Annotated in this window: 8 protein-coding genes; 2 read left to right on the top strand and 6 right to left on the bottom strand. The window is 60.1% G+C overall.

Annotation, left to right across the window (positions count from 1 at the left end):
- Window positions 1-4 precede the first annotated feature (4 nt).
- A complete protein-coding gene (modA, locus tag KB449_RS34670; protein WP_282912993.1) occupies window positions 5-895 on the bottom strand; it encodes a molybdate ABC transporter substrate-binding protein in 891 nt (296 codons plus the stop codon).
- A gap of 157 nt (window positions 896-1,052) precedes the next feature.
- On the opposite strand from modA, the gene KB449_RS34665 reads away from it, so the two are divergent.
- Both KB449_RS34665 and KB449_RS34660 read left to right on the top strand, forming a co-directional pair.
- Complete coding sequence (locus KB449_RS34665; RefSeq protein ID WP_282912992.1) at window positions 1,053-2,021, top strand: substrate-binding domain-containing protein; 969 nt, start codon at window positions 1,053-1,055, stop codon at window positions 2,019-2,021.
- Window positions 2,022-2,074: 53 nt separating this feature from the next.
- Window positions 2,075-3,226, top strand: coding sequence for a GNAT family N-acetyltransferase (locus tag KB449_RS34660; protein ID WP_282912991.1), 1,152 nt, complete (start codon window positions 2,075-2,077; stop codon window positions 3,224-3,226).
- Window positions 3,227-3,527: 301 nt separating this feature from the next.
- Here KB449_RS34660 and KB449_RS34655 read toward each other — a convergent pair whose 3' ends face one another.
- The 5 genes from KB449_RS34655 to KB449_RS34635 all read right to left on the bottom strand — a co-directional run bounded on the left by KB449_RS34655 (window position 3,528) and on the right by KB449_RS34635 (window position 13,338).
- Window positions 3,528-4,688 (bottom strand): response regulator, encoded by a 1,161-nt coding sequence (locus tag KB449_RS34655; RefSeq protein ID WP_282912990.1) that lies wholly within the window; start codon window positions 4,686-4,688, stop codon window positions 3,528-3,530.
- Between the two features lie 3 nt (window positions 4,689-4,691).
- Window positions 4,692-7,781, bottom strand: coding sequence for a histidine kinase (locus tag KB449_RS34650; protein WP_282912989.1), 3,090 nt, complete (start codon window positions 7,779-7,781; stop codon window positions 4,692-4,694).
- Between the two features lie 386 nt (window positions 7,782-8,167).
- On the bottom strand, window positions 8,168-9,451 hold the full coding sequence (ltrA, locus tag KB449_RS34645; RefSeq protein ID WP_282907093.1) for a group II intron reverse transcriptase/maturase: 1,284 nt from the start codon (window positions 9,449-9,451) through the stop codon (window positions 8,168-8,170).
- Window positions 9,452-10,205: 754 nt separating this feature from the next.
- Complete coding sequence (locus KB449_RS34640; protein ID WP_282912988.1) at window positions 10,206-10,856, bottom strand: nitroreductase family protein; 651 nt, start codon at window positions 10,854-10,856, stop codon at window positions 10,206-10,208.
- A 163-nt stretch (window positions 10,857-11,019) separates the two neighbouring features.
- Window positions 11,020-13,338 (bottom strand): alpha/beta hydrolase family protein, encoded by a 2,319-nt coding sequence (locus KB449_RS34635; protein WP_282912987.1) that lies wholly within the window; start codon window positions 13,336-13,338, stop codon window positions 11,020-11,022.
- Window positions 13,339-13,364 lie beyond the last annotated feature (26 nt).

The following is a 13,364-nucleotide window of genomic DNA, read 5'->3' as shown; positions in this document are numbered from 1 at the left end:
GCGCTTACTCGGCAGCCGCTGCCGAGAAGCCGTACTTGACGAATACGGACATCGCCTCGGGCGTTTGCAGATAGGCGTAGAAGCGCTCGGCTGCCTCCGCGTGCTTCGTCGCCTTGACGACGCCGATCGGGTATACGATCGATTTGTATTGCGACGGGTCGACCGCGAATGCGATCTTGACCTTGTCGGACGACAGCGCGTCCGTCTTGTAGACGAAGCCGGCGTCGGCGTTGGCCGTCTCCACGAACTGCAGCACCTGACGCACGTCCTTGCCCTGCACGAGCTTGCCTTGCAGCCCGTCCCACAGTCCCGCCGCCGTCAGCGCGTCCTTGGCGTAGCCGCCCGCGGGTACGCTCTCGGGAATGCCGACGGCGACCTTCTTGACCGCGGCGTCGGACAGATCTTCAAGCTTGGCTACGGCAGCGCCCCCGGTAGATGGCACGACGACGACGAGCTCGTTTTTCAGCAGGTCGTGCCGCTCCTCGATAAACCCTTTGTCCACGAGCGCCTGCATGTTTTTGGAGGCTGCGGAAAGGAAGAGATCCGCCGGCGCACCTTGCTCGATCTGCTGCTGCAGGGCGCCGGATGCGCCGAAGTTGAAGCTCAGCGTCACCTCCGGATTAGCATTTTCGTACAGCGCCTTGAGCTCGCCCAGCGCGTCCGTCAGGCTGGCGGCAGCGGACACCGTGAGCTCGGTCTGTTCCGCGGACGGGGCTGCCGACGTCGCGGATGACGCCGAAGCCGAAGGCGATGCAGGCTCGGAGGCCGAAGACGAGGGCGATACGGAAGACGACCGCGAGCCATTGGCATCGTTCGATCCTCCGCATGCGGCCAACCCCAATAGGACAGCAAGGCAAACGATCCAAATCGCAATAAATCTCATTATTTTGTTCATATCGGCCCCACACTTTCCTATTATTTATATCTATTTATAATTAGATATCATTATATATAGCTGATCACCGCCTGTAAACGGCCTTGCGGAGATCTGTTTGAACGTTGTGCTACAATAGATAAATATTGGATTTATGCACATAAGGAGCTTGCCCGATATGACCGTCAATATCTCGTATACGACCGAAGAGATCGCCCAGATGCTCAAAATATCGAAGCTGACCGTCTATGATCTGATCAAAAAAGGCGAACTGCCCTCCTATCGCGTAGGCAAGCAGATGCGCGTAGACGCCGCCGACCTGGAGGCCTACAAGCTGCGCATGCGTTCTCCGGCCTCGCAAGCGCAGCATCGCCCGCCTGCGGAAGCGGAGACGGCGCGCGGCATGGTTCTTCCGCAGCCGGCGGCTTCATCCGTCCGCCCGCTGGTCATTACAGGCCAGGATATGAGTCTCGACCTGCTTGCCAAGCATCTCGAGGGGAATCCGGGCGCGGGCGGCGTGCGACCGTTGCGCGCCTATGCGGGCAGCCTCGACAGTCTGATCGCGATGTATCGCGGCGAGGCGGACATTGTCAGCACCCATCTGTACGACGGTGATACCGGCGAGTACAATCTTCCCTATATTCGCCGCATTTTGATCGGCGCGCCGTATATGGTCGTGCGTTTGCTCGGCCGCACTGCAGGCTTGTACGTTCAACGGGGCAATCCGCTCGGGCTCGCGGACTGGCCGGATCTAGCGCGTCCCGGTCTCCGGCTGGCCAACCGCGAGCGGGGCGCAGGCGCGCGGGTGCTGCTCGAGGAGCAGCTCCGCATAGGCGGCATACGCGCGAGCGGCATCGCGGGATATGCCGACGAACTGACGAGCCACATGGCCGTAGCCGCGAAGGTCGCGGCCGGGGAAGCCGACTTCGGCGTCGGTATCGAGAAGGCGGCTGCGATCGTCGGACGGATCGACTTTATCCCCCTTATTCAGGAGAGCTACGATCTGGTCGCGCTGAAGACGCCGGCCAACCTTCCCTGGATCGAGGGGCTGCTCGCAGCGCTGCGTTCCGACCTGTTCAGGCGGGAGCTGGCGGCGATTCCCGGCTACGATCTGTCGCGCACGGGCGAGATTATTTACGAAGATTAGCTTGATCGCAGGGTGAGTCGGCCTATATTGTGCGAAAAGGGAGCGGGCGAAGGATGAAGCGGACGAGGAACGTGGCGGTACTGATCTACGAGGGCGTCGATACGCTGGATGTGGCGGGGCCGTTCGATGTTTTTGCCGTTTCCAGCGATTGGGGGAAGGATTTGCATGTCTATACGGTCGCAGAGCGTGCCGGCACCGTAAAAACGGTAAGCGGCGTGCGCATCGAGCCGCGGTTCGGACTCGACGATTGCCCGGCGCCGGACATCCTGGTCGTTCCGGGGGGAATAGGCTCGCGAAAGGAAATGCACAACGAGAGACTCATGAGCTGGATCGGGAAGGCTGCGCAGGCGGCCGACATCGTGCTCTCGGTATGTACCGGCGCACTGCTGCTCGCGAAGGCCGGCCTGCTGGAGGGCATGCGGATCACGACGAACCGCAGAGCGTTCGATCTATTGGAGGAGGCGGCGCCGGCGAGCGCGACGATCGTGCGGGACGTCCGCTACGTCGATAACGGCAAGCTCGTCCTGTCCGGCGGCGTCACGACGGGCATGGACGCGGCGCTGCATATCGTCTCGCGGCTGTTCGGAACGGAGCGTGCGCTCGCATCGGCTTCGATGCTCGAATACGCATGGCAGCCGCAGCCGTCCGGGGCGATCCGCGACGCGGATTCCGATACGGATGTCCGAGCCGCGGCCTCGCCCGAACCGGACATCCGACCGGCGACCCCGGGCGACGCCGAAGCGCTGCGGGCGTTGTATCTTGGCGCCGTCGAATGGATTCAGGAGGCCAAAGGAATCCGGCAGTGGAATGCGGATATGTTCTCGCCCGAGAACATTGAAAAGCTGTTCCGCGAGCAGGACATCTACGTGGCCTATCTGCACGGGAACCTCGCCGGCGCTTTTTCGATCAATTGGGAGAAAGAAGAGGAGATCTGGGGATCGCTATTCCATGCGGACGCGGGATACGTCCACCGCCTTGCCGTGGCCCGGAATTGCAAAGGGCTTGGAATCGGCCGGCTGTTGCTGGCGCACGCGGCAAGCATCATCGCGCAGAAAGGCAGATCCTGGCTGCGGCTGGACTGCATGGCCCAAAATCCTTCGCTGAACGCGTACTATACGCGCTTAGGACTCCAATATTGCGGACGATTCGACGGCGGGGGCTGGAGCGCGAGTTTGTACGAGCAAGAAGTCGGGAGCCTGGATTAGGCTTCCCGGCCGAATCGGAGCTGCGCATTGTGAAGGAGCCGAATTTGCGCGCTCGCAGCAGAATAACCGCAGCTCCGATCCCGTTTCCGACCCCATCCTCCACCCGCAAACGTTTCGGCAAAAAAATGACCCGCGTCTCCGCGGGTCCGAGGGTTCTTGCTATATCAAAGGGGGGGTTGAGTTATATATTATCCCCCTCTGCTTAAATGCGTATGAGCGCAAGCTGAAGTTTCGCTTAAAATCCGCCGCTGTCACGAACCCAAGCTTACGAGGAACCGGGCGCGATCGACAGCCGTCCTCATCAGCCCCTTTTACGTACTCTCAATCCCTCGTACAGACTCAACGTCATGTCCGACGCCTGGATTTGCAGCTCGTCGAGCCTGCGCTCCATCTCCTCGTATACGCGGTATACCTCGTCGTGCTTGCCGCTGCCCGCGTATGCCTTCATCAGAATGCGATAGGCTTCTTCATTATAAGGGGAATGCTGCAGCAGCCTGCGCCCCGCGGCGATCATCCGTCCATAGTCGCGCTGCGTCTCGTAGATCTGAGTCAACCTCAGCAGCTGCGCCTCGATCGCCGCTTCGGTGTGCCGGACCTCGTCGTCGGCCCATTGGTAATCCTCGCTGCGGAACAGCCGTCCGCTGTACAGGCTCACCGTGCGTTCGAGCTGCTCCGCGCTGCCGCCTCCCGGCTGCAGAAGACTTGCCGCCGCGTCTACGAATTCCCGGTAGTCCGAGCATTCGAGCTGCGGGGCCAGCGAGTACTTCTCGTCCTCGTAGATGACGGCGTCTTCCATGCCCAGCTGGCGGAAGTCGCGGCGCAAATAACTCACGCACGTATGCAAGTAAACTTTGGCCTTCTGGTAATGCTCGTCGGGCCAGAGCTCGTCAAGCAGCACGTCGCGGTGAATCCGGCTGCCGTAGTGAACGGCGAGGTAGGCGAACAGCTCCTTTTCCTTGGAGGTCCGCCATTTGAGCCTTCCCCTGCCTTCTACGGACACTTGAATCTCTCCGAGCAGCTGCACCTGCAGCTCGCAAGGCGGCTTGTCCTCCGCGGCCTTTCCTGCGTCCGCTTGCTCCGGTAATTCCGACTTCCGGCGGGAGACCGCTCGCTTCACGCGTCCCACGGTCCGGTTCAACCGGTCCACCTCGAGCGGCTTAAGCAGATAATCGAGCGCGTCGTTCTCGAATGCGGACACGGCATACCGGTCATAAGCGGTCACGAATACGACCTGCGTGTCCAACGCCGCAGAGCCGAGCCGCTCCGCCACCTCCAATCCGTTCATCCCCGGCATCTCGATATCCAGGAACGCGACATCGGGCTTCAGATGCGCGATCTGCGCGATCGCGTCGATGCCGTTGCCGCAGCGCCCGATGACCTTCACCTCGCCCGTCTGGTGGAGCAGCAGCTCCAGCAGGCTAAGCGCATGCTCTTCATCGTCCGCCAACAATGCGGTAATCATGGATTATTCCCTCCTCTCGCTGTCGTCCTTGATCGGCAGCCTGATCGTAATTCGCGTTCCGACGCCCGGCGAGCTCTCGATGTGCGGCCGGCTGCCGTTGAGATGTCCGAGGCGCTTGGCGATGTTGGCAAAGCCTACGCCGTCCGAAGCGTCGTGAACGGTGTCCATCAGGTCGCGAACCTGGCGCTCGGCCATGCCGACCCCGTTGTCCTCGACGACGATCTCCACCTCGGAGCCGCGCCGCTGCACCGACAGCAGCACCCGCCCGCCGTTCAGCTTCTTGGCGACGCCATGGCGAATCGCGTTTTCGACGAGCGGCTGAATCGTGAGCGGCATCACCTTGAAGGACATGAGACGCTCGTCCACGTCGATCTCCACGGCAAGGCGGTTGCCGAACCGCTCCTTCTCGATGTCCACGTAAGCGCGGACCAGCTCGATTTCCTTATATAGTAGAACGCTCTCTTCCTTGTGATCCTCGTGAAAAATAATCCGCAGATATTTGCTGAGCACTGCCAGCAGCTCGCCCGCGCGCGGGCCGTCCGTGTAGCAGAGCGACATGATCGTGCCGAGCGCATTGTAAAGGAAGTGCGGCTTAATCTGCGACTGGAGAAACGCCATCTCGCTAGCGGTCGCTTCCTTCGCGAGCCGCTTCATCGCCAGTTGCGTACGGATGCGTACTCGGACCTCCGAGGCGTCGAGCGGTTTGGAAATGAAATCGTTGCCGCCGGCGGCCAGTCCGGCCTCGACGTCCGCCGGCGTCGTCCGCGCCGCGACAAACAGCAGCGGGAGCTCGATCGGCGTGTACTGCCGGCGGATCTTGCGACTGATCTCATAGCTGCCGCCGCCGTGCAGCAGCACGTCGAGCAGGACAATATCGGGCCGCGTGCCGCCTTCGAGCCGCTCGATCGCTTCCTCGCCCGAACGGGCGGTCAGTACGCGGTAGCCCTCGCTGATGAGCAGGTTGACCATCAATTCCAGGTGAAGCGGCTCCTCCTCGACGACAAGCACCGTATAGACGCCGCCGGTCGGCCCCTGCGAAGTCGGCCCGGACTGCGTCCGCTCCCCGATTTCCCGCAAAATAATGTCGTCGCGGTCAAGATTAGGCGCCTCGGCCATCGGCAGGACAAGCTCGAAGATGACGCTGCCGCGCGCCTGTTCGCCCGGCAATATGCGCATCTCGCCTCCCATTAATCGCGTGAGCTCGATCGCCGCCGCCAGATTGGCGCCGTAGAAACCCGGCTGACGGGACTTCGAGTCGGCCGTGATTCCCGCGCCCCAGACGATCGCTTCGATCTGGAGCACGGACATGTCGTCTCGTCTGTGGCCGCTCACCAGGATCGCCGTCAGATCGTCGAACTTCATGCTATAGTCGATCAGGTTGGACAGCACCTGCATAAGCCGGTTCTCGTCCGCAGTCGCATGTCGGCTCTCGGGATCCAGGCGATGCTCGAGCCGCACGGACTTCTCCCGCGCGAGAAATCCGTTCACCTCGAAGGCGATCGCGACGCAAGCGACCAGATCCACCGACTTGAGCGACACCTCCAGATGACCGTCCTTGATCCGGGTCAGATCGATAATGTCGTTGACCAGGTTGGACATCCGATAGGCGGTGTTGCGGATAATCTGGAGCTTGTCCCTGCTGCCGACTCGCCTGTCCTTCGGCAGATGCGCGGAGCTGTCGAGAAGCGACTGGGACAGGTTCATAATGCCTTGCAGCGGCGTATTCAGCTCGTAGGACGTCCGCAGCAGAAACTCGTCCTTCAACTGATTGGCCGCCTGAAGCTCGGCCGTAAGCTTGACCATCGACTGATAGGTAGCGAAATAGTTTTGCGCGAGCATCGCTACGACAAAGATAACGAAGGAAAGGCCAAGCACGTCGGACAGAATGGACGGCAGAAACGTGCCGTCGCCCTGATTCAAGAAGGCGGAACTGATCAGCAGCAGCAGCAGCGACACCAGCGCCAGCAGGTACATCTTGATCTCGCGCTTGGAGGAGCTGGTGGCAGCGGGCTTGAGATACAATCCGAGCACGAACAGCACCAGCGCCATCAGCAGCAGCATGAATATCAGCATGATAAAGTCCAGCGCAGGTGCATATACGCGGTACGGTATCCCTACGATAACGAGACATAGCAGTCCGATCGCGCCCGCAGGGTAGAGCAGCATGCGCCGGGCCAAGCCGGTGGCGTATGCGTACGCGGTATAAACGTTAAGAAACGGAATCGCGAGCAAGATGGACAAGTCCTTGATTTTCCACATAATCTCGAAGGGCATGTCGGACAGCAGCTGGAACAGCATGCGCTGCCCGTTCATCACGATCAGCACGGCGAAGCACAGGAAGAACAGACCGAACGACAGGAACGGAAGATGCCGCTGGAAAAAGAAATACAGCAATAACGAGAAGATGCCGAAAAGGAGCAGGATGATGGCGCCCGACCATTCGAACATCGTCTGCGCCGCCCGGGACAGCTGAATGTCGTCGGACAGCCCGAGCCGCAGGGGCAGCGCGATCCCGCCGGTCGGATAATCGAAGTTCGCGACCTGGATCAACAGATCGATCCGGTCGCCCTCCTCGACGAACGAGACGGTATAAGGAAAGTTGCCCGGTTCGTAACTTCCGCGGGACGCGCCCGGCGAACCGGAGGACGCGAGCTCCTTGCCGTCCAGGAACATCCGGTCCGCGAACCGGATGACGTGCTTGTGGATGGCCAGCGTCAGATCGGTCGGCTGAATGCGGATCGACAAACGATAGGTCGCATAGCCGTAGCCCTTCATGTCCTCTCCGTTCCATACGCCGGGAACTTGAATATACCGCATGCCCGCAGGCTGCCTGCCGTTCGCGAAGTCGGCGGGCGTCAGCAGCCGATCGGGATAAAACGCCCACTCCCCGTTCAGCTTGACCGTTCCGTCGGACCGGAAATTCCAGCCGGACAGATCGAGCGTTCCCTGCTTCGCCTGAGGACCTCCGCGACCGGACTGATTCATCCAGAACATCGCGGCGCCAAGGAGAATGACGGCGATCGCGAGGCCGATGAGAAACCGGTCGAGTCTGCCAGTTATGTTCTTGATGCCCCGCATACCCAAGTTCTTCACCGCGCCCGCCGTCGAATTTAATACGTTACTTAACAACTTTGTCTTTTTATACCCTATTGTAATTCCGATTGTCCTTTATAGGTAGCCTTTTGTCGATACTTACCCTGCGCGCCGGCTACCCGCCAAGACAACGTGATCTTCCTTCTCTATAATGCATCATAGCTCTTAACAGCCGCTTAACCGCTATTTCGGCATGTCAAAAACCGTCGCAGAAGATCGCGGATCGCCCTGACGGTTGTATAAGTTTGACGATATCCGAAACCGGTCTTGCGCCGAACGCCTGCCGACGGATGAACCGACAATTCAAATCGAGTAGGCCCATGCGCAATTGCATGGGCCTCTCACAGATCCGGACATGCGGGTCGACGCATCCGGCTCCTCCGTGCTTATCCCCGTTGGGGACGCAGTTCTTGGCTTCGCTCAAGCAAACTGCATAGTCCGATTTCGGCAAACCATTCGTTTGGCATTGCGTATTGGGCATAGGTGGAATGCGAGCTCCGCCAGGCCGTCATTCGGAGTCCGGGCATATCTTTATTGTCCCATCCCCGTCTCCTCATTTCCCGGTGGAGTTTGCGAATTTTCTTCCAACTCCTTAGTTGCACGGCCCGTATTCGTCTTCGAATCCAGGCATCCAGTCCTCGGAATCGGCTCAACACATCTCCCGTCCCAAAGTAGTTCCCCCATCCCCGCAAGTATGGGTTTAGTCGCTTCTTCACGATCTGCTCGACCTTCACCGTCTGGTTTCTTCGCGTGATCTCCTTCACCCGTTCTTTGAATCGCTTCATCGCTTTTTCCGACGGCACCATCCGTTTTCCCGGCTTGAACGCATGACCCAGGAATACGAATGTTTCCTTGTAGCTGTTTACGATTTTCGTTTTCTCCGGGTGTATGATAAGTCCCATCTCGCGTTCCAGCAGTCCCACGACCGAATTCAGTACACGCTCAGCGCCTTTTGCCGTTTTGCAACAGATGACGAAGTCGTCTGCATATCGCGTCATTCGGTGTCCGCGCGCCGTCATCGCTTCGTCCAGCGGATGCAGATAGATGTTCGCTAAAAGCGGACTAATCACCCCGCCCTGCGGCGTCCCCGTCTCGTTCAGGTGGAAGCTGCCGCCTTCCATGATCCCGGCCTTCAGGAAGCTCTCCAGCAACCGCAGTACACTGCCGTCCACGATGGTCTCTCTCACCTTTTCAATGAGCTTCTCATGCGGGATGGTGTCAAAGTATGACTTCAGGTCGGCGTCGATCACGTACCGGTAGCCTGCTTCCAGATCCTTGCGGATGTTGGCCAGCGCCATATGCGCGCTTCTTCCCGGCCGGAATCCATAGCTGCAGTCCTTGAACTGCGCTTCGAATAGGGGTTCTATGATACGCCTTGCCGCCGCTTGCACGACTCGGTCTTCCACGGTAGGAATGCCCAGCGGTCTTTGCGTCCCGTCAGCTTTCGGGATATACACGCGTTTTACCGGCTTAGACCGGTAAGTCTTGTTTCGCAGCGCCAGCTGAAGCCCCTCTAGATTAGGCTCCAGCTTCGATTCGTATGCCTTTACGGTCACGCGATCGATCCCTGCCGCTCCGCGGTTTCGCTTGACCTCCCGGAACGCTTCCTCCAGGTTTGGCTTCGCCCAAATCTTGTCGATGAGGCTGTACCATTTGCGTTTGCTTGGCACTTCAGCTCCTACGTGTGCGTGTTTGTCTTGCCTTGGTCCCTCCATGCTCGTTCTCCTTCCCTTCCCGTTCCTCGGCTCGTAGCCTTGCGGCAATCTCCGTGTCCCGGTCGGTACTCGCCCCAGACGGCTTCTCCTTTTGTTCATTCCCCGGATCTACGCACATCTTAGCTCCCCGGCTCCTGCCTGGCGCATGGTTTCCCTCATTCACGCTTCTTTCACGGTTCCGGGCTTCACACGTGTCCCCGCCTTTTGAGTCGGGGCACGCATCGGCGACCTGACGCCGATTCACCTACCTTTGCGGCCTTTCCGGCAGGCTTTCTCGCTACTATCCCTTCTTCTGACTGCCCACCGTCCGTACCTTCCTTCTTGATCCTCACGATCTTGAACTCTGATACCGCTACAAAAAAAAAAACTTTCTGCGCGGAGACGATGGGCTCTCCTTGGGTCACGTCAACCGGCTTTCCCCCGAATCCAGTCCTCTTAACTTACGGAGCCTATGGATGGTATAGGACTACCCTTCTTTTGCAGGGTTATCCGGCTCCGTCAGCCAACTTGGTGTATGCCGCCTGTTCCGGGTTTTGCCTTGGCATCCTCCGCACCGTCCCTTGCGGGCCCCGGCACTACGCCTCTGCTATGTACTTCCGCCACCTCGCGGCGTACGCGGGACTTTCACCCGTTAGTCGGTTGCGCTGCCAAGCGCACAAAAGACGAAGCAGCATGCGCGCCGCTTCGTCCTTTGAGGTGAATTTGAGTCTTACTTCAGGCCCTGGCCGTTCCAGAACGTGATCTCCTCGAGCGGCAGACGCGCTGTCGCTCTGCCTGGAGCCGCTCCCTTGCCCACTGCGATAAGCATGACCGGTACGAGGGTCTCGGGGATCCCGAACTCTTCCACGAGACGCGCGGCGTCGAAGCCGCCCATCGGTACCGTGTCGTAGCCGCGCGCCTTGGCCGACAGCATGATTTGCATGCTGACGAGGCCGCCGTCGACAAGCGCGATTTGCGTTTGCTTTTCCTTGCTCAGGCTGCCGTACATCGCAATGCTGCGCTCTGTGAACTGGTCGGCGAATTCGCGAGGCATGATGCCCTTCTCCACCGCGATGTCGTTGATTTGTCCGAGACGCTTGAAGCCTTCGCGATCCGCAAGCACTGCGACGACCGCGGACGAATCAACGATTTGCTGCTGGTTGTTCGCGATCGGCAGCAGCTTTTGTTGCAGCTCCTTGTCATGGAAAACGAGGAAGCGCCAGGATTGCGTATTGCTGCTCGACGGCGCCAGGGACGCCTCGGACAGAATCTCCTTCAGCTCGGATTCGGAGATCGTGGCGTTCGGATCGTATTGACGTACGGAATGGCGTTCGCGGACGACGCTTGCATACTCGGTTGCGCTTGCGGTAGCTTCGCTCATAAATATTCCCTCCACTTAATGATCTATGTGTGTATTGGACACAGTTAACGTCGCGAGCCGGCTTAACCGGTATCGGGACAGCGTTCAACTGTGCTCTTTCAAACACAGTATACGGCCGCCCCCCGCCAACTGTCAACATGCGAATTACAGTTCGCATTGGGAGTCAAAAGGGGCTGATACCGATATCGTCCAGCATGACTTTTACCGGACCGCCGCTCAGCACGAACGAGATTCCGCTCAGGGTACCCGGCTCGAATGACGGATTCGCCTCCGTCCAGGCGCCAAGCGGCAATCGATAGGTTTGGAATACCGGCTCGTACGGCTCCCGGTACTTTCCGTCGTCAACAAGAGACTCCAGCGGACCCAGACGGGTAATCGAGGCGCGAAAAAGCGGCTGCGGCGAGGCGAAATCCGAGAGCGGCAGCTCGACATAGATTCCGTTCGCGTCCGTCAGGCCGATCCGTATCGCCGCTGCGTGAATCGTTCCGCTTTGTCCCTTGAGGTCGCGGGACAGATCGGCCATCGCAAAGGCGAGCGCGGCTTTGCCGTTTGTGGAAGCGCCGGTCGCAAAGACTTTCCCCCACGTCATCGTATATGAGCCGTCGGTTGCCCACCGCAACGCGAGCCCGTGCGTACCCTTGCCGTGCCGCTGCCTGTCCAGCGCTTCGGTGACTTCTGCAGTCACGCCTTCGGACGCTCCCGATATGCCTGCGCCGGGATGCGCGGGAACGGCATCTTCGCCGTCGAACCGCGCCAACGCCATAAAGGCATCGCTTTCGTAACGGCTGACATAGCGCGTAGCCGGAAGATAGGCGCTCGCCGAGCGATAATCTTCGAATAGCGGCATGTAGGCGCCGTCTCCGCCGAGCGTCACTTCCATAAAGGCGGTCAGGTAGCCCTTGGCGATCGTCCGCTGCGCCTCTCCCGGAAGCGCGGGCTTGCGGAGAAAAAGCCCCGCCGGCAGCGAGCTGTCGCGCTGGCCCCAGCTTTCGTTAAATTGCCCGTGGTTCGCGCCCTCTATGTAGAGGGACGCTTTGAACGCCGAACCGGCTTGCCCTGTCCCTCCCGCCGAAAACGTCGTGCGCGAATATTGCCGATCGCCGAAAAAATCGTTGATATCGGCATCGGACGCACCCTGCAGCGTCAGATAAGAAATGTTGCGCAGCCGCGGCTGCTTTCCGTCCACGACGGTATCGGTCGGCGCGATCGCCGCGATCGATACGATCCGATAGTCCGACGCCGAAAGCAAAGAAGCATCGCCATCGAACCATTCGTCCCGGTCCGCCGCCATGGCGACCGCTTGCCCGCCTCGCGAGTGGCCGACGAGAGAAATTTTTTGCAGATCCACCTTGCCGTAGAACGGAGTGTCGCTATCTTCGTTATAGTCCCGCAGTTGGCCGATATGCCGAAGCAGCATCCAGGCTCTCAGCTTCATATCCTCATCCGGGATGCCTGACCAGACGGAGTAATTAAGGAAGTTCTCGTCGACCGATACGGCGATGTAGCCGCGGCTGGCGAGCTGCTCGCCCAGATAGGCGTAGCCCCCGTCCGAATAATCCTCCATCGCATGATTGCCGTGAACGATCAACACGAGCGGAAAGGCGCCTTCTCCGCGCGGCATCCACACGCGCCCGTTTAACGGAAGCGTCTTCGGACCGAACCCCCAGTACCATTTGCGAAGAAGCGGCCAGTCCTTCAAATAGGCGGACGCGTCCACCGGCTCCGAGATCAGCTGCGCTTCCTTGCCGAACTCAGGGCGACGGTCGGTTCCGCTTCCGTATGTGAAGGCGTCGAACGCGAAGCTGCCGGGCAGCGACGGATCGCCCGTCGTTAGTGGAAGAAAGACGCTCTCGGCGCCATCGGCGTCCCCTGCGCTCCCTTCGCCCGCGTCGGCCGCGGAATCGGCATCGTCCATCGAAAAGCGAACCGGCCAATCCGGCCGCAGAAGGGAAGGATCCGCCGCCCAGGCAACCGCGCCGGCCAATAGCACCAGCGCCAAAATAGAGGCGTATCGCCGGCGCTTGCCGGTCTCCCGCGCGAACGCTGCGGCAAGCAGCCAGCCCGTTCCGGCGGCGGCGAGCGTATATGCGCATGCCAATAGAAGCGATAGAATAACGCCCATATCGCTGAAAAACAGCAAAAAAAAGACGAGCGCGCCCGTATAAAGCAGACCGCCAACCGTCGCGAACGGACCGGACAGCCGGGGGACGAACGTCAAGGCCCATGCGGCGAAAAGCGAAAATAAAGCAAAGGCCCCCGTATGCGCGGACACCGCCGACAGGAGATCGACCGGCGTTCCGAAGCCCGTCGGCGCGCCCAGCATGCCCGCGCCCGCTGCGGCGCCCCCCGCGATCCATAGACCCGCGATTGCGCCGCGCCACGGCCCTTGGTCTCCGGCGAAGGCGCGTTCCAGCCGTCCTTCGCCTGGCTGCAGGCTGTAGGCGCGGCGCGCCGGCGCTGGACCGGCCTCTTTGTCGCCCATGTCCGTCAGCCCCTTTTATCGTCCAT

This window comes from Cohnella hashimotonis, from assembly GCF_030014955.1.
Classification (GTDB): domain Bacteria; phylum Bacillota; class Bacilli; order Paenibacillales; family Paenibacillaceae; genus Cohnella; species Cohnella hashimotonis.
Note: the sequence above shows the minus strand (reverse complement) of the source record. Positions and strands in the feature narration are given on the sequence as shown.

Excerpts from the sequence above, each read along its gene's own strand:
- modA (WP_282912993.1), bottom strand. The coding sequence starts at position 895 with ATGAACAAAATAATGAGATTTATTGCGATTTGGATCGTTTGCCTTGCT.
- KB449_RS34665 (WP_282912992.1), top strand. The coding sequence starts at position 1,053 with ATGACCGTCAATATCTCGTATACGACCGAAGAGATCGCCCAGATGCTC.
- KB449_RS34660 (WP_282912991.1), top strand. The coding sequence starts at position 2,075 with ATGAAGCGGACGAGGAACGTGGCGGTACTGATCTACGAGGGCGTCGAT.
- KB449_RS34655 (WP_282912990.1), bottom strand. The coding sequence starts at position 4,688 with ATGATTACCGCATTGTTGGCGGACGATGAAGAGCATGCGCTTAGCCTG.
- KB449_RS34640 (WP_282912988.1), bottom strand. The coding sequence starts at position 10,856 with ATGAGCGAAGCTACCGCAAGCGCAACCGAGTATGCAAGCGTCGTCCGC.
- KB449_RS34635 (WP_282912987.1), bottom strand. The coding sequence starts at position 13,338 with ATGGGCGACAAAGAGGCCGGTCCAGCGCCGGCGCGCCGCGCCTACAGC.